Raw genomic sequence first — 20,606 nt, 5'->3', positions numbered from 1 at the left:
CACCGGGCTGTGTCGTGGATTACAGCAGCGTCCACGCCAGCCAGGTCAGGGCGAAACCGCTCAGCCCCATTAAGGTGGTCAGTACCGTCCAGGTGCGCAGGCCGTCAGCCACTGACAGCCCGAGATAGCGCGTCACCACCCAGAAACCTGCGTCATTGACATGTGACAGTCCCAGCCCGCCAAAGCAGGCCGCCAGCGTCACCAGTACCCGCTGCATGTCCGATACGCCGGTCACCGCCTGCGTCAGCAATCCGCTGGTTGTCAGGATCGCCACGGTGGCGGAGCCCTGTGACGCACGCAGCGCCAGCGACAGGATGAACGCAGCAGGCACCAGCGGCAGATGCAGCGTCTCAAGCGTGACCGCCAGCGCTTTGCCGACGCCCGACTCCACCAGCACTTTGCCGAAAGCGCCACCGGCACCCGCCACCAGTATCACACTGGCGGACGTGGGGATCGCCCGGCCGGTCAGGTCTTCCAGCTTATCTTTGCTCCAGCCACGGCGTACCCCCAGCAGCCAGGCCGCCAGCCCCAGGGCAATCAGCAGAGCAATGGGTGGGGTACCGATTACGGTCATCACGCTCCGCAGCAGATTGCCCTCATCCATCAGGGTGTGGAACAGCGTGCCCAGCACAATCAGGACAATCGGCACCACAATCAGCCCGCTGATGGTCAGCGCGCCAGGCGGTGCGGGCTCATTCTTCTTTTCCTGTCCCTCGGGTTTTGCCATCTGCAGCTGTTCGAGCACGTCCACTGACAGATGATAGTGGCGACGGTTCATCACCTTCGCCACGTAGTAGCCGATGATCCCGACCGGAATCGAAATGGCGATACCCAGCATCATCAGCCAGCCCATGTCGGTGTGCAGGATCCCCGCGGCGGCGGCGGCACCGGGATGGGTCGGCAGCGCCACGTGCACCGTCAGCATCACGCCCGCCATCGGCAGGCCAAACTTCAGGGGTGAGACCCGCGCCACTTTGGTAAATCCATAGATCAGCGGGATAACAATGATGAAGCCCACTTCAAAAAAGACCGGGATTCCGAGGATAAAAGCCGCCATGGTCAGGGCCGCCACGGTCCGTTTTAACCCCAGCGTCTTACTGAAACGCTGCGCCAGCGACTCGGCGCCCCCAGAGGCTTCGATGATCGCGCCGAGCATGGCACCGAGAACGATAATAATGGTGATGTGACCGAGCAGCCCGCCCATACCGGTAACAATCGTCTCCATGATTTTTTCGGCCGGGATGCCTGTGGCGATCGCCACCAGCAGACTGACAATTAACAGGGCGACAAACGGATGGACTCTAGCTTTGATCACCAGCAGCAACAGGATCACAATGCTGGCGGTCGCTATGGCTAACAGCAGTGCGGTGGACATAGTAAGCCTCAGAAATGTTTATATTTTTTAGGTTATCGGGGTACAGGGAGAGCAGGTGCAGGGCCGGAAAAAGGGCAAGCCGCTCCCTGCCGGTGCCGGAACACCGGTTTTTTACAGCGCGTTAAATCAGGCTTTTATCTTCCAGGGCGCAAACCAGCCCAGCCCCTCGGTAGTGCGACCGCGCGGGATATACTCGCAGCCCACCCAGCCGCTATAGCCGACTTCATCCAGCAGCGAGAAGAGGTACGGATAATGGATTTCACCCTCATCCGGCTCATGACGGTCCGGTGCTGAGGCGATCTGCACGTGGGCATAGCGCCCGGCATAGTGACGAATCAGATGCGTGAGATTGCCATCCACACGTTGTGCGTGGAAAAGGTCGAGCTGAGTAAAGACGTTAGGGCGATCGATCTGTTCTGCCATCTCCAGCGTCTGATACTGGCTGGCGTAGAGATACCCCGGTTTGGTGGTCGGATTCAGGGCTTCAATCAGCAGGTTGATGCCGTGGGGCGCGAAGCGCTCCGCGGCATAACGCATGTTGTGAATGAAGGTGTCGGCATAGTGCTGACGGTCAGCACCCGGCGGCACGGTGGCCGCCATGACATGCACCTGCGGGCAGTTCAGCGCCAGCGCATAGCTCAGGGCGCGATCGATGTCTGCTCTGGCATCCGCTTCCCGGCCAGGAATGGCGGTGACGCCCCACTCACCCGCTGCGACGTTGCCGGGGGCGGTATTAAAGAGCACGAGCTGTAGCTGATGCTCATCCAGCCACGTTTTGATCTGGCTGGCGGGATAGTCATAGGGAAACATAAACTCTACGGCGCGGAAGCCCGCGTCAGCCGCCGCCGCGAAGCGCTCCGCGAACGGCAATTCCGTAAACAGGGTGGTCAGGTTAGCAGCAAACTTTGGCATTATCGGCTCCTTAATTCCGCCACTTCGGCAGCATTGAGATAACGAATGGGCCGGTCACCCAGCGTAAAGATTAACCGGGCCGTCTCTTCCAGTTCTTCCGTGTTATCGGCGGCTTCCTGCAGTGATTTTCCCACCACCACCGGGCCATGATTCGCCAGCAAAAAGGCGCGATAGCGGGGGGCCAGCCGTGCCAGATCCTCCGCCAGTCGCCCATCGCCGGGCTTATAATAGGGCACGACCGGCACATCCCCGACACGCATCACCACATAGGGGGTGAACGGCCGGATACAGTTGTCCGTGTCCAGCCCCTGCAGACAGGAGAGCGCCGTCAGGTAGTGGCTGTGCAGGTGCACCACCGCCCGGCAGTCGGGATTATTCAGGTAGAGCGCGCGGTGGAAAGCGATCTCTTTGGAGGGTTTGTCGCCAGAGAGCCACTCCCCCTCCGGCGTCACTTTTGCCAGCCGATCAGCCTGTAACTCGCCGAGGCACGAGCCGGTCGGCGTCGCCAGCAGATTACCGTCTTCAAGTAGCAGGGAGAGGTTGCCCGCCGAACCGGTGGCATAGCCGCGCTGAAAAAATGAGGCCCCCAGCCGCACCATCTCATCACGCGCCTGCTGCTCAGTTAAAGAGAAAGATTTAGTCATAGGTAAACTCCGTTTGCGCGCGGCGGAAAAAGTTTTCGTCGCCAAAATTCCCCGACTTCAGTGCCAGAGAGAGCGGCTGGTGGATATCACGCACCCAGGGCACGCCCGGCGAAATTGTCGGGCCGATGTGAAAGGCGGTCACGCCCAGCGTCTGGGCTACCACACCGGAGGTTTCTCCCCCGGCCACAATAAAGCACTGCCAGCCGCGCCGTTTCAGCTCCCGCGTCACGGCGGCAAACAGCTGCTCAACGGCCTCACTGCTGCGCTGCGCACCATAGCGCTGCTGGATCGCCTGCAGCTGCTGTGCGTCGGTGGTGGCATAAAGCAGCGGAGCCAGAGAGTGCTGGCTGTTGGCTTCTGTCCAGTCACAGAGCTGGCGGGCATACTCATCCACACCCTGCAGGCAGGGTTCGACCTGTACTTCGCAGGCCGGTGCCTGCTGGCGATAGAGGCTGACCTGCCGGCAGGTCATCTGCGAACAGGAGCCGGACAGCACCACGGCGCGCCCACCCTGCGGACGCCCTGCCTGCTCTGCCTGAGCATCCGCCCCGGCTCTCGCCCACTGCCGCGCCAGACCGATAGCCAGCCCGGAACCGCCGGTCACCAGCCGCAGATCGCTGAGGGCCGCGCCCAGCGTCAGCAGATGCTGGTGATGCAGCGTGTCGATCACCACGTAGCTGACGCCCTGCTTTGCCAGCTGATGCATCGCCTGCCGGACGGAGTCGGCACCCTGGTCGACCTGCGTGGCCGCGATCAGTCCGGCTTTGCCCGTCGCCTGTGACGTCATCAGACGCAGCAGGTTGCTCTCGCGCATGGGCGTAACCGGATGATGGCGCATCCCCGACTCCGACAGCAGCTGGTCACCAACAAACAGATGGCCCTGATAGACCGTGCGGCCATTGACCGGCAGAGCCGGACAGATAACGGTCTGCGTCTCACCCAGCGCCTTCATCAGGGCATCGGTCACCGGACCAATATTGCCCTGGGCGGTGCTGTCGAAGGTGGAGCAATATTTAAAGTAGAAGCGCTGGCAGCCCTGCTGCTGCAACCATGCCAGCGCAGCCAGCGATTGAGCAACCGCCTGCTCTGCCGGACAGGAGCGACTCTTCAGGCTGATAACCATTGCCTGGGCATCGGTGGCGATTTCACCGGCGGGAATGCCGTTGAACTGAATGGTGCTCAGCCCGTTCTGCACCAGAAAGCTGGCAATGTCGGTGGCACCAGTAAAATCATCTGCGATTACACCAAGACGCATCATCCCTCCTCCTTCGCCTGCGGCAGCGTTATGCCGCTGAAGATCTTGATCACGGCGCTGTCATCCTCACGACCATAACCGGCGTTGCTGGCTTCGGTGAACATAGTAAGCGCGGTGGAAGCCAGCGGCAGCGGAAAATGCAGTGCTTTGGCGGTGTCGGCCACCAGGTTAAGATCTTTCACAAAGATATCGACAGCCGATTTCGGGCTGTAGTCACCGTCTACCACATGCTTCATACGGTTCTCGAACATCCATGAATTACCCGCAGCATGGGTGACCACCTCATACATGGTTTCCAGTGGAATGCCTGCCCGTGCCGCCAGCGCCATCGCTTCTGCTCCCACCGCGATGTGAACGCCTGCCAGCAGCTGATGGATGATTTTGACGGTGGAGCCCGCCCCGATCTCACTGCCCACGCGATAGACTTTGGCCGCGACCGCATCCAGTAACGGTTGCAGCTGGCTAAACGCCGCCTCACTGCCGGACGCCATGACCGTCATCTCACCGCTGGCGGCTTTGGCAGCCCCGCCGGAGACCGGTGCATCGAGCATCAGCAGCTGATATTGCGCCAGCTGCTGCTCAATCTGCTGCGCGTCGCTGGCTGACAGCGTGGATGAGACCATCACCACGGTCCCCGGACGCAGCTTTGCCGCCAGGCCATTTTCACCAAACAGAACCGCGTTCACCTGCTGTGCATTGACCACCAGCAGCAAAACAGCATCGAGCTGGTCAGCAAAGGCAGATGCCGAGGGCTGCGCATCGCGCGCACCTGCCCGGCGCAACGTCTCAAGTGCGGCCGGATTTAAATCGACGCCCCAGGTGTTGAGACCGGCGCGCAGGCAGGATTGTGCAGCCCCCATGCCCATGGATCCTAACCCGATAACACAGATGTTCTTTGCTGGCACGTTACGCCCCCTGTTAAATTAAGTGATTATTTGTTTGTTACTGTTAATCGTGCCAGCATCCGGCGACTGAAAATGTGTCACGTCTCACAAAAAACATCATAGCTTCGTCAGAGAACAATTTTTAACACGGTCGGGCTTCCGTGTTCTGTCTGGGAATCTGAACATACTCTCAGCCCTGACCCTGTGATTATCTGTTCTGATAAACCGTGAAATACTCTACAATGTGAAAAAATGGTAAATAGCAGGAGCAGGTATGATTCCGGTTGAACGTCATCAACAGATTCTTGCACTGGTGGCCGATCGTGGCGTGGTGAGCATTGCCGAGCTGACGGAGCGGCTGGGGGTCTCACACATGACGATACGTCGTGATGTGCAGAAACTGGAGGAACAGGGTGCGGTGCTGTCAGTCTCCGGCGGCGTACGCACTGCCGATCGGCTGGCGGCTGAGCCTTCACATCTCACCAAAAGTACCCTCTTTAACGATGAGAAATATGCGATTGGCCGCGCCGCCGCCCGGCATATTCCCCGCAATAGCTGCATCTATCTGGATGCCGGCACCACCATGCTGGCCCTGGCGAGAGAGGTAGTGGATCGTGATGATTTACTGGTGGTGACCAACGATTTCATGGTCGCGAATCTGTTGATGGAGGGCAGTCAGTGCAGAGTGATCCACACCGGCGGAACGGTCTGCCGGGAAAACCGCTCCTGCGTCGGCGAATCGGCAGCAAGAAGCCTGCGTCATCTGGCGATTGATATCGCGTTTATCTCCGCCTCCTGCTGGGGGCCGCGAGGCCTGTTTACGCCCGATGAAGATAAGGTCACCGTGAAGCAGGCGGTCAGCGAGGTGAGCAGTAAGCGCGTGCTGCTCAGTGACAGTTCGAAGTACAGCCGGATAGCGACATTTCTGGCGTTGCCGCTGGAGAGGTTTGATCAGATCATTACCGACAAAAAGTTGAGTGAAGCGGCGCTGGAACAGTTAAAGGCGGGGAGCTGGGAGCTGGTACTGGCAGGTTAGGTTATTGCCGCCTTCCCGGAAGAGCCGGAAAGGCGGCAACGTCGTCGCGATTAAATCTCTTCGCTGAACTGCGGCACCGGATTACGGAAGCTGCGGGTCACGAAGGCCAGGTAGATAATCCCGATGGCGGCCCAGATCAGGCCCAGCACCATAGAACTCTCTTCCAGGTTCACCCATAGCGCACCGACCGTCAGCGCACCGAGCAGCGGCAGCAGCAGATACTGAACGTGATCTTTCAGCGTGCGGTTACGCTTCTCACGGATCCAGAACTGCGCGATCACCGACAGGTTCACAAAGGTAAACGCCACCAGCGCACCGAAGTTGATCAGCGCCGTCGCCGTGACCAGGTCGAAGTTAATCGCCATCAGCGCAATCGCGCCCACCAGCAGCACGTTGAGCGACGGGGTACGCCATTTTGGATGGATGTAACCGAAGAAACGCTCCGGGAACACGCCATCACGACCCATGACATACATCAGGCGCGAAACGCCCGCATGCGCCGCCATACCGGATGCCAGCACCGTGACCACCGAGAAGATCAGGATGCCGACCTGCAGCGCTTTACCGGCGACGAACAGCATGATTTCAGGCTGTGACGAGTCCGGGTCCTGGAAACGGCTGATGTCCGGGAAGTAGAGCTGCAGGAAATAGGATGCCGCGATAAAGATCACACCACCGATCAGCGCCGTCAGGAAAATCGCGCGCGGGATGGTGCGTTCTGCATCTTTGGTCTCTTCCGACAGCGAACTGATACCGTCAAAGCCGAGGAACGAGAAGCAGAGGATCGTCGCACCGGTAATCATCGGCACCACGTGCGCATTCTCAGACCAGAACGGTCTGCTGCTCACCAGAGTGCCCGAACCCACGCCGCTTGCCACACCGTAGATCACCATGCCGGTGATACCGAGCATGACAACAACCTGCAGCACCACAATGACGCTGTTGAAGTTGGCGACAGTTTTGATGCCCTTGAGGTTAGAGAGCGTCATGAAACCGACCAGCAGTACCACAAAAATCCACGACGGGATGCCGGGCACCAGCGACTCAAAGTAGTTTTTTGCCAGCAGGATGTTGATCATCGGCATGAACAGGTAGTCCAGCAGAGATGACCAGCCAACCATAAAACCGACGTGCGGACTGATTGCCTTCTGAGCGTAGGTATAAGCGGAGCCCGCAGAGGGGAAGCGGCGTACCAGCTTACCGTAGCTCACGGCAGTGAACAGAATCGCAATCAGCGCGAAAGCATAAGCAGTGGCAACGTGACCATCGGTCAGACCAGAAACAATACCAAAGGTATCGAACAGGGTCATAGGCTGCATGTAGGCTAAGCCCATCATGACGACCGGAAGTAACGTTAGCGTTTTTTTGAGTTGCGCACGCTGCGGTGCGGCGGAGGTATTAAGCGACATGCTTCAGTCCCCCATGTGCGACAACCTGGCTGGGCTGGGTCACAGGGCAACTGCGCATTAAGCGACAGGGAGTAGGGTTAGCGGTTAACGCGGCGCCGTAATCATCACGAAAACGCGTGCCAGCATTGACTGGCAGTGTGGTAAACATCCCCATCTTTGTAATCCTCAATCTCACGCGTGTGCGTGTTTTCAGTGTTTATCTATCCGGGTGCGTGCCCGGCCTCGGTTAAGTCAGCAAAAATGCTCTGTTAAAACTGAATGCAAAAAAATAACCGGCGCTTAAAGCGTCGGTTATCGTCTGATTTTGCAGGCCGCGTATTCTGCCCAACCACGGGCAGAAATTCAAGCCGTCGGGGCATCATAAGCAAAAAAAGCAATTCAGATTAGCGATTAACGCCCCGGTCAGGCATTTTTCAGCATCCAGTCAATTTCCGTGGCGGTGATCAGCCGTTCAAACTGCATCAGCTCATGGTGTTTGCAGCTGTGCCAGACGCTGGCAAAGCGTTCGCCGAGTAACTTCTGCAGCGGATAGCTGCTGTCAAATTCATACAGGGCATCGCTCTGCCGGATCGGCAGGGCCAGGCCTTCCGCATGATGCCCATTGCCGGTCACCGGCTGCGGCAGCGGCAGTTGCGTATCCAGTCCGTGCAGCATACCGGCAAGAATAGCAGAAACCACCAGATAGGGGTTGGCATCCGCCCCGGCCACCCGATACTCAATGCGATGGTTGTCGATATCCCCACACGGCACACGCAGCGCGACGGTGCGATTGTTATGGCCCCATGAGGCCTGTAACGGCACATACGCATCCGGCACAAAGCGGCGATAGGCATTCACGTTGGGCGCCAGCAGTGCCATCGACGCGGGCATCAGGTCGATCATGCCAGCCAGCGCCCGCTTCATCAGCGGCGAATCACTGCCGTCGTCACAGGCGAAGGCGTTATGATCGGCGGCATCCAGCATGCTGATGTGCACATGCATCCCGCTGCCCGCATACTCTTCATAGGGCTTAGCCATAAAGGTGGCGGTCATACCGTGGTTCTCCGCCACCTGCCGGATCAGCCGCTTAAGCTGCACCGCATGGTCGCAGGCGCGCAGCACGTCGCGGGTATGATGCAGGTTGATTTCAAACTGTCCGGGCGAGGCTTCCGCCAGTGCGCCATCGGCCGGTATCCCCTGCTGACGCGCCAGATCGTCAATATCACGCAGCACATCCGCAAAGTGGTCGAGATTATCGACCGAATAAACCTGGCTCTGCATGTTGCGTTCATCACTGCCCGGCGCACAGGGCGGCTGGATGAACCCTTCAGCATCGCGCTTTTTGTCAACCAGATAGAACTCCAGCTCTACCGCTACCACCGGAAAGAGGCCTCGGTTGCGCAGCTGTTGCCACAACCGGTTGAGGACATTTCGGGGTTCAACGTCAAAGGGAGTGCCATCTTGGTTGCACATGGTTAACAGCAGCTGCGCAATGTGTTGAGGATCGGAGGCGGAGGGAACTAAGGTGCCGCTGACCGGCAGGCAGAGATTGTCGGGTTCGCCCAGTGACTGGCCAAGTCCCGCTTCTTCCACCGTATTGCCGAGGATATCCATGGCGAATACCGAGGCGGGGAAATAACACCCTTTTTCCAGTTTGGGCAGCGCGGAGACCGGAATACGCTTGCCGCGAAACACACCATTTAAATCATTTAACAGGATGTCGACATACTGCGTTTCAGGATGGCGCTCCAGCCAGGTTTTCACCTCAAGCTGGAACGCGCTGGTTCGTTTCTCTTCACTGTGAAGCGTGAAGTCTTCCACTTCTACCAGGTTAGTCATGATCTCACCCGCCCCTGTAAGGTTTGCGTAATGCTCAAAATAACGGCCACACCACTAACATAGCGCCAACATAAAAAGTGTGCAAATGTAACAAATCTGTTTGAAGAACAAACAGCAGATTGCTAGATTGAAAAAATATTGAACAATTAACCGCCAGACGTGCCCTTTCGGTAGATATTTCGAACAGCGAAGCGAGGACGTGAGATGGGCATTATTTTTGACAAGCCGTTGATTGGCGTAGTGATGTGCCAGAAGGATACCGGCGGTCATCCGACTCAGACGGTGCATAACAAATATTGCGATGCACTCGTTCAGGCAGGAGGCGTACCGCTCGCCCTGCCCCACAGTCTGATTAACGCCCCTCATCTATTAGAAAATGCTATGGCTGTGCTGGATGGTCTGCTGCTGACCGGCAGTCCCAGCAATATCGAACCCTGGCACTATGGCGAGGCCGGTGAGGAGCCGCACGCCGATCCGGGTCGTGACCGCCTCGCCTTTCAGCTGATCACCTGGGCCACCAGCCACAAAATGCCGATGTTTGGCATCTGCCGGGGACTGCAGGAGCTGGTGGTGGCGAATGGCGGCAGCCTGTGGCGGGATCTCAGCGCCCGGCCTGACGTTCAGCGTCATCATGAAGATGAGACGCGCCCCCTGGCTGAGCAGTATGCGCCGGTGCATCAGGTGACCGTCGAACCGGACGGCGTACTGGCGACGCTGTTTGCCGACAGCACCCTGGAGGTCAATTCTCTGCATCATCAGGGCATCCGCGAGCCGGGACCGCAGCTGCGCATCGAAGCACGCGCAGCCGATGGTCTGGTCGAAGCCGTGAGCCTGCGTCATCACCCTTTCGCCCTGGCGGTGCAGTGGCATCCCGAATGGCAACCGGAAACGACGCCGGGATCGCAGGCGCTGTTCAGCGGATTTATACAGGCTGCCATTCGTTATCACAGGGGAAAAGACGATGAATGATGCCACGCTGGCACCGGGACGGCGGCTGGCGGAGATCCGGCAGACGCTGGGGCTGTCGCAGCGCCGGGTGGCTGAGCTGGCCGGATTGACCCACAGCGCCATCAGCACCATCGAACAGGATAAGGTCAGCCCGGCGGTCAGCACCCTGCAGAAACTGCTGAAGGTCTATGGCCTCTCCCTGTCGGAGTTCTTCTCCGATCCCAGGCCGGATGCAGAGCCGAAAATTATCGTCCGGCCCGGCGAACTGCTGGAGATTGGCAGTCAGGGGGTCTCGCTGAAACTGATCGACAACGGTAAAGCCCAGCGTTCGCTGGGGATGCTGCTGGAAACTTACCAGCCCGGTGCCAGTACCGGTGAGAAGCTGCGTCATCCTGGTGAAGAGACCGGTACGCTGCTGGAGGGTGAAATTATCCTGATGATCAACGGGCAGCGCTTTCATCTCTCTGCCGGAGAGAGTTATGTGATTGATACCGGCTTACCGCACAGCTTCACCAACAGTGCCGATATCCCCTGTCGCATCGTCAGTGCCCACACGCCCGCTAACTTTTAGGCGCATTCAGGAGGTTGTTATGAATTATGTGGAGAGTTATTACGCGGCAACCGCCAATGCCCATGAACCCTGGCCGACGCTGCAGGAGAGCATCCAGTGTGACGTCTGCATTATTGGCGGCGGCTTTACCGGCCTCTCTGCGGCGCTGCATCTGACCGAAGTTGGCTATGACGTGGTCGTGCTGGAAGCCGCACGCATCGGCTTTGGTGCCAGCGGACGTAACGGCGGCCAGGTGGTCAACTCCTACAGCCGCGACGTGGATGTGATTGAGCAGCGCTACGGCAAAGAGAGCGCCCGCATGCTGGGCAGCATGATGTTTGAAGGCGCAGCGATCATCCGCGATCGCATTGATCGTTACGCGATTGACTGCGATTACCGGCCCGGCGGCATCTTTGCCGCCCTGAACGCACGCCAGATGGCACATCTGCAGAAACAGAAAACCCTGTGGCAGCAGTATGGCAATCACGATCTGGAGCTGCTCGATGAACGGGGGATCCGCCGCGAAGTGGCGACCGAACGTTATGTCGGCGGGCTGCTGGACCGGCGCGGCGGCCATCTGCACCCCCTGAACCTGGCGCTGGGCGAAGCGGAAGCGATACGGCGACATGGCGGACGCATCTACGAACAGTCTGCGGCCCTGAAGGTGGTTTATGGCTCACCGAATCGGGTAAAAACCGCCCACGGTGAGGTCAGCGCCACCTTTGTCATCTTCGCCGGTAACGCCTATCTCTCGCCGCAGCTTGAGCCGCGACTGAGCAGGAAAAGCATGCCGTGCGGTTCACAGATTGTGGTTACCGAGCCGCTCTCACCCGATCAGGCGTTGTCGCTGCTGCCGAACAACTACTGCGTGGAAGATTGTAACTACCTGCTGGATTATTTTCGTCTGACGGCGGATAACCGGCTGCTCTATGGCGGTGGCGTGGTCTATGGGGCACGGGAACCGGCAGATATTGAAGCGTTGATCCGTCCCAAACTGCGCCGCACCTTCCCTCAATTGCAGAACGTCAGGCTAGACTTTAGCTGGAGCGGCAATTTCCTGCTGACGCTCTCGCGCATGCCGCAGTTTGGCCGGCTGGAGAACAATGTCTATTTCATGCAGGGTGACAGCGGTCATGGCGTGACCTGCACCCATCTCTCCGGCAAGCTGATCAGTGAAGTTTTACGCGGCGATGCTGAGCGTTTTGACGCCTTTGCCCGCCTGCCGCATCTGCCCTTCCCCGGCGGCAGACGCTTTAAGGTGCCGCTGACGGCGATGGGCGCGGTGTGGTATGCGCTGCGGGACAGATTGGGGGTGTGAGGTAAGTGACGGTCACCGCTGCCTGCCCGACTGAACTACCGGATTTCAGACGGGCACGGTTTTTCCCCTAAATCCTGCTAATAGTATGTTGTAACTACAAAGCAGTCAGAACAGGAGAAGATGCAGCGGGAGCAGCCGGCTCCCGCAAAACGGTGTTCAGCGCCCTACTCCAGCGGCATCTTCACCGGATCGTCATAGCGATACTCAAACCCCAGCTCGCTGCAGATACGCGACCCGTCAATCAGCTTACCGGTTTCTTTCACTGCCTCGGGCGCGAACTGAGGCGGCTGCAGCCCAAGCTGGCGCGTCACCGCCGGGTAAAAGGTGTCGCGTGAGGGGTGCTTCAGCGCACAGAGGTTATAGGTGCGGCCTCCTTTCGGCGACTGCAGCAGCAGCGTAATCGCCTCAACCACATCGTCGAGGTGCACCAGATTGACGCCCTGCGAACCATTAGCCACATCCTGTTTCCCCGCCAGGAAGCGTCCCGGATGGCGTTTTGGCCCGACCAGCCCCGCCAGACGAACCACATCGACGCTGGTGCCAGGCAGATCGTGCAGCCAGTTTTCCAGTTTCACCAGCGTCTTTCCGGCGACGGTTTCGGCGTTCAGCGGGCTGTTTTCCCGCTTAGGCCCGGAGCTGCTGCCATACACAGAGGTGGAGCTGGTAAAGATAATGCGTGGCACCCTGTAAACCAGCGCGGTGTCGACCACATTCTGCACCGCCTGCAGATAGGCCTCGCCCCCTTCTGCTGTGCGGCTGGCGGGCAGCGTAACGATCAGCGCATCAACATTGAACAGCGGTTCGATATCGGCGGCATCACACACCAGCTCAGGCGTCAGCTCCAGCTGAAAGGCCTCAATGCCGCAGCGGCGGGCCGCCTCAACACCGTCCGGGGTAGTTTTACTGCCTGTCACCTGCCAGCCCCGCGCCGTTAACGCCGTGGCCAGCGGCATGCCCAACCAGCCCAGTCCCACAATCGCGACCTTCTTCATATTGACTCCTGACGTAAAACATCCACCCTGACTTCACCGTAGTTTGCCCCCGGATTGCAAACCAGGACAACCTGTTTCAGTGCTTTCCGAACCGGGTCTATAAAAAAGTGTTGCCAACGGCACGCATCTTCGCTAGGTTAAACCCCACAAATGAATACTCATTCATCGACGAGATTATTATGACACGCGTTCAGTTTAACCATCACCACCACCATCATCCTGACTAGTCTTTCAGGCGATTGGTGCTGGAAGACTTTCAAGATCTTCCAGTGGTGCGAACGCAAGAGAACCCCCGGAAGATCGTCTTCCGGGGGTTTTTTTATGGGCTGACGTAATCACACATTCAGGACAGGATTAAGAGGACAGGAACCATGTTAGATAACACCCGTTTACGCATAGCTATGCAGAAATCTGGCCGTTTAAGTGATGATTCACGCGAACTGCTGGCGCGCTGCGGCGTTAAAATCAACCTTCAGCAACAGCGCCTGATTGCGTTTGCGGAGAACATGCCCATCGACATCCTGCGCGTGCGCGATGACGATATTCCTGGCCTGGTCATGGATGGCGTGGTCGATTTAGGCATCATCGGTGAGAACGTGCTGGAAGAGGAGTTACTCTCACGCCGGGCGCAGGGTGAAGACCCGCGTTATTTTACCCTGCGCCGCCTCGACTTCGGCGGCTGCCGCCTGTCGCTGGCGATGGGAACCGATGACGAGTACACCGGTCCGCAGTGCCTCGACAACGCCCGTATCGCCACCTCCTATCCGCACCTGTTAAAGCAGTACCTCGATAAAAAAGGCGTCAGCTTCAAAACCTGTATGCTGAACGGTTCCGTTGAAGTTGCGACCCGCGCCGGTCTGGCTGACGCCATCTGCGACCTGGTCTCCACCGGGGCCACGCTGGAGGCCAATGGCCTGCGTGAAGTGGAAGTGATCTATCGTTCAAAAGCCGTCCTGATTCAGCGCGATGGCGAGATGCCTGCCGCCAAGCAGGAGCTGATTGACAAGATGATGACCCGTATTCAGGGCGTGATCAAAGCGCGCGAATCGAAGTACATCATGCTGCACGCGCCGAGTGAGCGCCTGGAAGAGGTGATCAGCCTGCTGCCTGGCGCAGAGCGCCCGACCGTTCTGCCGCTGGCGGGTGATGTCAGCCGCGTGGCGATGCACATGGTCAGCAGCGAAACCCTGTTCTGGGAAACGATGGAAAAACTGAAGTCACTGGGTGCCAGTTCAATTCTGGTGCTGCCAATTGAGAAGATGATGGAGTAAGCCATGGCCTTTTCTACCCCGATTGAATGGCAGCAGTGCACCCCGGAACAGCAGCAGGCGCTGCTGTTACGTCCTGCGATTGCCGCCTCTGACAACGTCACACAGACGGTGCGCGACGTCCTGGAGCAGGTGAAGTCCGGTGGTGATGAAGCGCTGCGCCAGTTCAGCGCCCGGTTCGACAAGGCGCAGGTTGACCATCTGCGCGTGACCCCGCAGCAAATCGCAGAAGCCAGCGTCCGTCTGAGTGACGCGCTGAAGCAGGCGATGGCTGTGGCGGTGAAGAATATCGAAACCTTCCACAATGCCCAGATCCTGCCGCCCGTGGATGTGGAAACACAGCCCGGCGTGCGCTGCCAGCAGATTACCCGTCCGGTAAAATCGGTCGGGCTCTATATCCCCGGCGGTTCCGCCCCGCTCTTCTCAACCGTGCTGATGCTGGCAACCCCGGCACGCATCGCCGGATGCGGGCGCGTGGTGCTCTGTTCACCTCCGCCGATTGCCGATGAGATCCTTTATGCCGCGCAGCTGTGTGGTGTTGAAGAGGTCTTTCAGGTGGGCGGCGCGCAGGCTATTGCCGCCATGGCTTTCGGCACGGAAACGGTGCCGCGCGTGGACAAAATTTTTGGTCCGGGCAACGCGTGGGTCACCGAGGCAAAACGTCAGGTGAGTCAGCGCCTGGATGGCGCGGCAATCGATATGCCGGCAGGCCCCTCTGAAGTGCTGGTGATCGCCGATGAGGGGGCGACGCCCGCGTTTGTCGCCTCTGATCTGCTTTCACAGGCGGAGCACGGCCCCGACTCACAGGTGATTCTGCTGACGCCTTCCCTGAAGCTGGCTGAGGCAGTTGCGGACGCGGTTGAACAGCAGCTGGCACAGCTTCCGCGTGCAGCCACCGCCCGTCAGGCGCTGGAGAGCAGTCGCCTGATCGTGGCGCGTGACCTTGAAGAGTGCGTGGCGATTTCTAACCTCTACGGCCCGGAGCACCTGATTCTGCAGACCCGTCAGCCGCGCGAACTGGTGGACACCATCACCAGCGCCGGTTCCGTCTTTCTGGGCGACTGGTCGCCGGAGTCGGCGGGGGATTACGCGTCAGGCACTAACCACGTCCTGCCAACTTACGGTTACACCGCGACCTGTTCCAGCCTGGGACTGGCCGATTTTCAGAAACGCATGACGGTGCAGGAGCTGACGCCGCAGGGTTTCCTGAACCTGGCCGCGACGATTGAAACCCTGGCCGCCGCTGAGCAGCTGGATGCCCACAGGAATGCCGTCACCCTGCGCGTTGCCGCACTGAAGGAGCAAGCATGAGTCAGGATATTGAGCAGCTGGCGCGCGCCAATGTGCGCGCTCTGACCCCCTATATGTCGGCGCGTCGTCTGGGTGGTAACGGCGATGTCTGGCTTAACGCCAACGAGTTTCCGCTGCCGGTGCCGTTTGAGCTGTCGCAGCAGACGCTGAACCGCTATCCCGAGTGTCAGCCGAAAATCGTGATTGAGCGCTACGCCGCCTACGCAGGCTTAACCCCCGAGCAGGTGCTGGTGAGCCGCGGCGCGGATGAAGCCATTGAACTGATCATGCGCGCCTTCTGTGAGCCGGGTCATGATGCGATTCTGTTCTGTCCACCGACCTATGGCATGTACAGCGTCAGCGCCGAAACCATCGGCATCGAATACCGCACCGTTCCCGCGCTGGACGGCTGGCAGCTGAACCTGCCCGCGATTGCAGAGCAGCTGGAAGGCGTGAAAGTCGTTTATCTCTGCAGCCCCAACAACCCGACCGGCAACCTAATCAATCAGGAGGATATCCGTCAGCTGCTGGCGATGACCGCCGGAAAAGCGCTGGTCGTGGCCGATGAGGCTTATATTGAGTTCTGCCCGCAGGCGACCCTGACCGGATGGCTCAAGGATTATCCGCATCTGGTGATCCTGCGTACGCTCTCGAAAGCCTTTGCGCTGGCAGGCCTGCGTTGTGGCTTTGCGCTGGCGAATAAGCCGGTGATCGACCTGCTGATGAAGGTCATTGCCCCCTACCCGCTGGCGACGCCCGTGGCCGACGTTGCGGGTCAGGCACTCAGCGAGCAGGGTATCGCCCTGATGCGTGAGCATGTGGCGCAACTGAATGCCAGTCGCGGCTGGCTGCTGGAGGCACTGGCTCAGCTCAGCTGCGTGGAGCAGGTTTTCCCCAGTGAAACCAACTATGTGCTGGCGCGCTTTACCGATTCGCCTAAAGTCTTCAAAACCTTATGGGATCAGGGCATTATCCTGCGTGATCAAAACAAAAACCCAGGCCTGTCGGGATGCCTGCGCATCTCCATCGGCACGCGTGAAGAGTGCGAACGAGTGATCGCCGCGCTGCAAGCCTTTTCTGTGGAGCAAGCATGAGCCAGAAGACCCTTTTTATTGACCGCGATGGCACCCTCATCTCTGAGCCGCCTGAAGATTATCAGGTTGACCGACTGGATAAGCTGGCGTTTGAGCCAGACGTTATTCCGGCGCTGCTGGCGCTGCAGGCCGCCGGTTATCGGCTGGTGATGATCACCAATCAGGATGGTCTGGGCACCGCCAGTTTCCCGCAGGCGGACTTCGATGGCCCGCACAATCTGATGATGCAGGTACTGACCTCACAGGGTATCGCGTTTGATGATGTGCTGATCTGCCCGCATATGCCTGACGACCACTGCGACTGCCGCAAGCCGAAAACCAGAATGGTGGAAGCCTGGCTGGCGGAGGGCGCGCTCGATACCGCCAACAGCTACGTCATCGGCGATCGCCTGACTGACGTTCAGCTGGCGGAGAATATGGGCATTCAGGCTATCCGCTACGGCGCAGATGGCCAGAGCTGGCAGACCATCCAGCAACGCCTGACCCAGCGCGACCGCCATGCGCTGGTGCAGCGCAACACCAAAGAGACGCAGGTTCGGGTTGAACTGTGGCTGGACCGCGAAGGCGGCAGTAAGATCAATACCGGCGTGGGCTTCTTCGACCACATGCTGGACCAGATTGCGGTGCACGGCGGTTTCCGCATGCACATTGAAGTGAAAGGTGATCTCTACATTGACGATCACCACACGGTGGAAGATACCGGTCTGGCCCTGGGGGAAGCGCTGCTTAAAGCACTGGGCGACAAACGCGGTATTGGCCGTTTTGGCTTCGTGCTGCCGATGGACGAATGCCTGGCGCGCTGTGCGCTCGATATCTCCGGCCGTCCGCACATCGAGTTCAAAGCCGAGTTCAACTACCAGCGTGTGGGTGACCTCAGCACCGAGATGGTCGAGCACTTCTTCAGCTCGCTCTCTTACGCCATGATGAGCACCCTGCATCTCAAAACCAAAGGCAAGAACGACCATCACCGTGTCGAGAGCCTGTTCAAAGCCTTTGGTCGTACGCTGCGCCAGGCGATTCGCGTAGAGGGTAATACCCTGCCGAGTTCGAAAGGAGTGCTGTGATGAACGTGGTGATCATGGATACCGGGTGCGCCAACCTCTCCTCAGTGAAATGGGCGATTGAACGTCTGGGCTACCGCCCGGAAGTCAGCCGCGATCCTGATGTGGTCCTGCGCGCCGACAAACTGTTTCTGCCGGGCGTTGGCACCGCGAAGGCGGCGATGACGCAGCTGGAAGAGCGTGACCTGATCGATCTGGTGAAAGCCTGTACCCAGCCGGTGCTGGGGATCTGTCTGGGGATGCAGCTGCTGGGACGCGGCAGCGATGAAAACGGCGGTGTGCCGACGCTGGGCATTATTGATGAACCGGTTTCGTTGATGGACACGCAGGGTCTGCCGCTGCCGCACATGGGCTGGAACCAGATTACCGCGCAGGCGGGCAATCACCTGTTCCGCGGCATCGACGATGGCAGCTATTTCTACTTTGTTCACAGCTACGCCATGCCGGTCAACGCCAGCACCATCGCACAGTGTCACTACGGCGAAGCCTTCACCGCAGCGGTGCAGAAGGATAACTTCTTCGGCGTCCAGTTCCACCCGGAGCGTTCGGGCAAAGCGGGCGCACAGTTGCTGAAAAATTTCCTGGAGATGTAATGATTATCCCCGCGTTAGATTTAATTGACGGCAAAGTCGTTCGTCTGCATCAGGGCGATTATGGGCAGCAGCGCGATTACGGCAGTGACCCGCTGCCGCGTCTGCAGGATTACGTTCGTCAGGGCGCAACCGTTCTGCATCTGGTGGATTTGACCGGCGCGAAAGATCCGGCGAAGCGTCAGATCTCCCTGCTGAAAACCCTGCTGGAAGGGGTGGATGTGACGGTGCAGGTCGGTGGAGGCATCCGCAGCCGTGACGATGTGCACGCCCTGCTGGAAGCCGGTGCCAGTCGTGTGGTGGTGGGTTCCACCGCCATCAAACAGCCGGAAGAGGTCAAACGGTGGTTTGCCGAGTTTGGCGCTGAGGCGATCGTGCTGGCGCTGGATGTGCGTATCGACGCCAGTAACCGTAAAGAAGTGGCCATCAGCGGCTGGCAGGAAGCGGCCGGCGTGATGCTGGAAGAGGTGATTACCGATTTCCAGCAGGTGGGACTGAAGCACGTGCTCTGCACGGATATCTCCCGTGATGGCACCCTCACTGGCTCCAACGTCGCCCTCTATCAGGAAGTGACCGCACGCTTCCCGTCCATCGCCTTCCAGTCTTCTGGCGGCATTGGCGAACTTAATGATATCGCCGCCCTGCGCGGCAGCGGTGTTCAGGGCGTCATTGTCGGTCGTGCGCTGCTGGAAGATAAATTCACTGTTTCGGAGGCGATCTCATGCTGGCAAAACGGATAATTCCCTGCCTCGATGTGCGTGACGGCCAGGTGGTCAAAGGCGTACAGTTTCGTAACCACGAGATCATCGGTGACATCGTGCCGCTGGCCCAGCGCTATGCTGCCGAAGGGGCCGACGAACTGGTGTTCTATGACATCACCGCCTCCTCCGATGGCCGGGTCGTAGACAAGAGCTGGGTGTCGCGGGTAGCGGAAGTCATCGATATTCCGTTCTGCGTGGCGGGCGGTATCAAAACCCCGGAAGACGCGGCGCGTATCCTGGAATTTGGTGCGGATAAGATTTCGATCAACTCACCGGCGCTGGCTGACCCGACGCTGATCACCCGCCTCGCGGATCGTTTCGGCGTGCAGTGTATTGTGGTCGGGATCGACACCTGGTTCGATGAGAGCAGCGGCAAATATCAGGTTAATCAGTACACCGGTGACGAAGCGCGCACCCGCGTGACCCAGTGGGAAACGCTGGAGTGGGTGCAGGAAGTGCAGAAGCTGGGCGCGGGTGAAATCGTGCTGAATATGATGAATCAGGATGGCGTGCGTAATGGCTATGACCTGGTGCAGCTGAAGAAAATGCGGGATGTCTGCAAGGTGCCGCTGATCGCCTCTGGCGGCGCAGGTACGATGCAGCACTTCCTGGAAGCCTTTACCGAAGCCAATGTTGATGGGGCGCTGGCCGCCTCGGTATTCCATAAGCAGATTATTAATATCGGTGAGCTGAAGAGCTTCCTGATCGACAACGGAGTGGAGATTCGCGCGTGCTAACCGAACAACAACAGGCTCAGCTCGACTGGGACAAAACAGAGGGCATGATGCCGGTCATCGTGCAGCACAATGTCTCAGGCGAAGTCCTGATGCATGGCTACATGAATCCGGCGGCACTGGAAAAAACGCTGGCTGAAGGCAACGTCACCTTTTTCTCCCGTACCAAAAACCGTTTATGGACCAAAGGTGAAACCTCCGGCAACTTTCTGCAGGTAGTGAGCATTACGCCAGACTGCGACAACGACACGCTGCTGATCCTGGCCAATCCGATTGGCCCGACCTGCCATCTGGGCACCAGCAGCTGCTTCTCCCCCGCGGCACCGGAGTGGACCTTCCTTTATCAGCTGGAGCAACTGCTCGCTTCCCGTAAGACAGCCGATCCGGAGAGCTCTTACACCGCCCGCCTCTACGCCAGCGGCACCAAGCGTATCGCGCAGAAAGTGGGTGAAGAAGGGGTGGAAACCGCGCTGGCGGCAACCGTCAATGACCGGCATGAGCTCACCAATGAAGCCTCAGACCTGGTCTATCATCTGATGGTGCTGTTGCAGGATCAGGATCTCGACTTCAGCACGGTGATCAATAACCTGCGCGACCGCCATCAGTAAATGTGCAATAACCTGCTCAGAATACCGTTTTTATGCGGATTCTGAGCAGGATTCTTCTC

Annotated in this window: 21 protein-coding genes and 1 other annotated feature; of the genes, 13 read left to right on the top strand and 8 right to left on the bottom strand. The window is 58.9% G+C overall.

Annotated elements, in window-relative coordinates:
- Positions 1-19 precede the first annotated feature (19 nt).
- From OXR04_RS01235 to ltnD, 5 genes are all read right to left on the bottom strand, one after another.
- Entirely contained in the window at positions 20-1,375 is a 1,356-nt protein-coding gene (locus OXR04_RS01235; RefSeq protein WP_267371528.1) for a GntP family transporter, read from the bottom strand.
- Positions 1,376-1,501: 126 nt separating this feature from the next.
- Positions 1,502-2,287 (bottom strand): HPr family phosphocarrier protein, encoded by a 786-nt coding sequence (locus OXR04_RS01230; protein ID WP_265138934.1) that lies wholly within the window; start codon positions 2,285-2,287, stop codon positions 1,502-1,504.
- Complete coding sequence (locus OXR04_RS01225; protein WP_267371531.1) at positions 2,287-2,931, bottom strand: aldolase; 645 nt, start codon at positions 2,929-2,931, stop codon at positions 2,287-2,289. The genes OXR04_RS01230 and OXR04_RS01225 overlap by 1 nt, the downstream gene beginning before the upstream one ends.
- The gene (otnK, locus tag OXR04_RS01220; RefSeq protein WP_276047068.1) at positions 2,924-4,186 is read right to left on the bottom strand and encodes a 3-oxo-tetronate kinase; all 1,263 of its coding nucleotides are present in this window, start codon (positions 4,184-4,186) and stop codon (positions 2,924-2,926) included. Before otnK ends, OXR04_RS01225 begins: the two co-directional genes overlap by 8 nt.
- On the bottom strand, positions 4,186-5,091 hold the full coding sequence (gene ltnD / locus OXR04_RS01215) for an L-threonate dehydrogenase (protein WP_267371536.1): 906 nt from the start codon (positions 5,089-5,091) through the stop codon (positions 4,186-4,188). Before ltnD ends, otnK begins: the two co-directional genes overlap by 1 nt.
- A 253-nt stretch (positions 5,092-5,344) precedes the next feature.
- Here ltnD and ygbI point away from each other — a divergent pair, with 253 nt between their 5' ends.
- Entirely contained in the window at positions 5,345-6,106 is a 762-nt protein-coding gene (gene ygbI / locus OXR04_RS01210; RefSeq protein WP_267371538.1) for a DNA-binding transcriptional repressor YgbI, read from the top strand.
- 50 nt (positions 6,107-6,156) lie between these two features.
- Here the strand turns inward: ygbI and OXR04_RS01205 are convergent, their stop codons facing one another.
- Entirely contained in the window at positions 6,157-7,515 is a 1,359-nt protein-coding gene (locus tag OXR04_RS01205) for an APC family permease (protein WP_009089331.1), read from the bottom strand.
- Between the two features lie 402 nt (positions 7,516-7,917).
- Complete coding sequence (locus OXR04_RS01200) at positions 7,918-9,336, bottom strand: glutamine synthetase family protein (protein WP_181161925.1); 1,419 nt, start codon at positions 9,334-9,336, stop codon at positions 7,918-7,920.
- 201 nt (positions 9,337-9,537) lie between these two features.
- Here OXR04_RS01200 and puuD point away from each other — a divergent pair, with 201 nt between their 5' ends.
- The 3 genes from puuD to OXR04_RS01185 are packed head-to-tail and all read left to right on the top strand — an operon-like array spanning position 9,538 to position 12,149.
- A complete protein-coding gene (puuD, locus tag OXR04_RS01195; protein ID WP_267371543.1) occupies positions 9,538-10,302 on the top strand; it encodes a gamma-glutamyl-gamma-aminobutyrate hydrolase in 765 nt (254 codons plus the stop codon).
- Positions 10,295-10,852 (top strand): HTH-type transcriptional regulator PuuR, encoded by a 558-nt coding sequence (gene puuR, locus OXR04_RS01190; protein WP_267371546.1) that lies wholly within the window; start codon positions 10,295-10,297, stop codon positions 10,850-10,852. Before puuD ends, puuR begins: the two co-directional genes overlap by 8 nt.
- A gap of 19 nt (positions 10,853-10,871) precedes the next feature.
- Complete coding sequence (locus OXR04_RS01185; RefSeq protein ID WP_140029014.1) at positions 10,872-12,149, top strand: FAD-binding oxidoreductase; 1,278 nt, start codon at positions 10,872-10,874, stop codon at positions 12,147-12,149.
- 164 nt (positions 12,150-12,313) lie between these two features.
- Here OXR04_RS01185 and OXR04_RS01180 read toward each other — a convergent pair whose 3' ends face one another.
- Positions 12,314-13,141, bottom strand: coding sequence for an NAD-dependent epimerase/dehydratase family protein (locus OXR04_RS01180; protein ID WP_140925580.1), 828 nt, complete (start codon positions 13,139-13,141; stop codon positions 12,314-12,316).
- Between the two features lie 179 nt (positions 13,142-13,320).
- Between OXR04_RS01180 and hisL the strand changes: the two genes are divergently transcribed.
- The 9 genes from hisL (at position 13,321) to hisIE (ending at position 20,547) form a co-directional block, all read left to right on the top strand.
- Positions 13,321-13,368 carry a his operon leader peptide gene (hisL, locus tag OXR04_RS01175; RefSeq protein WP_100396937.1) on the top strand — a complete coding sequence of 16 codons (48 nt, stop codon included), beginning with the start codon at positions 13,321-13,323 and terminating at the stop codon, positions 13,366-13,368.
- Positions 13,344-13,464 (top strand) — a sequence feature (His leader region). It overlaps the preceding gene by 25 nt.
- Positions 13,465-13,512: 48 nt before the next feature.
- Complete coding sequence (gene hisG, locus OXR04_RS01170) at positions 13,513-14,412, top strand: ATP phosphoribosyltransferase (protein WP_009089318.1); 900 nt, start codon at positions 13,513-13,515, stop codon at positions 14,410-14,412.
- Between the two features lie 3 nt (positions 14,413-14,415).
- The gene (hisD, locus tag OXR04_RS01165) at positions 14,416-15,720 is read left to right on the top strand and encodes a histidinol dehydrogenase (RefSeq protein ID WP_267371552.1); all 1,305 of its coding nucleotides are present in this window, start codon (positions 14,416-14,418) and stop codon (positions 15,718-15,720) included.
- Entirely contained in the window at positions 15,717-16,793 is a 1,077-nt protein-coding gene (gene hisC / locus OXR04_RS01160; RefSeq protein WP_267371555.1) for a histidinol-phosphate transaminase, read from the top strand. The genes hisD and hisC overlap by 4 nt, the downstream gene beginning before the upstream one ends.
- Entirely contained in the window at positions 16,790-17,857 is a 1,068-nt protein-coding gene (gene hisB, locus OXR04_RS01155) for a bifunctional histidinol-phosphatase/imidazoleglycerol-phosphate dehydratase HisB (RefSeq protein ID WP_009089312.1), read from the top strand. Before hisC ends, hisB begins: the two co-directional genes overlap by 4 nt.
- Complete coding sequence (hisH, locus tag OXR04_RS01150; protein ID WP_111208232.1) at positions 17,857-18,447, top strand: imidazole glycerol phosphate synthase subunit HisH; 591 nt, start codon at positions 17,857-17,859, stop codon at positions 18,445-18,447. Before hisB ends, hisH begins: the two co-directional genes overlap by 1 nt.
- The gene (hisA, locus tag OXR04_RS01145) at positions 18,447-19,184 is read left to right on the top strand and encodes a 1-(5-phosphoribosyl)-5-[(5-phosphoribosylamino)methylideneamino]imidazole-4-carboxamide isomerase (protein WP_267371558.1); all 738 of its coding nucleotides are present in this window, start codon (positions 18,447-18,449) and stop codon (positions 19,182-19,184) included. The genes hisH and hisA overlap by 1 nt, the downstream gene beginning before the upstream one ends.
- On the top strand, positions 19,166-19,942 hold the full coding sequence (gene hisF / locus OXR04_RS01140; protein WP_009089307.1) for an imidazole glycerol phosphate synthase subunit HisF: 777 nt from the start codon (positions 19,166-19,168) through the stop codon (positions 19,940-19,942). Before hisA ends, hisF begins: the two co-directional genes overlap by 19 nt.
- Positions 19,936-20,547 (top strand): bifunctional phosphoribosyl-AMP cyclohydrolase/phosphoribosyl-ATP diphosphatase HisIE, encoded by a 612-nt coding sequence (hisIE, locus tag OXR04_RS01135; protein ID WP_009089305.1) that lies wholly within the window; start codon positions 19,936-19,938, stop codon positions 20,545-20,547. Before hisF ends, hisIE begins: the two co-directional genes overlap by 7 nt.
- Positions 20,548-20,606 lie beyond the last annotated feature (59 nt).

Source organism: Pantoea sp. GM_Pan_3 (assembly GCF_026541045.1).
In the GTDB taxonomy this organism is placed as follows: Bacteria; Pseudomonadota; Gammaproteobacteria; order Enterobacterales; family Enterobacteriaceae; genus Pantoea; species Pantoea anthophila.
Note: the sequence above shows the minus strand (reverse complement) of the source record. Positions and strands in the feature narration are given on the sequence as shown.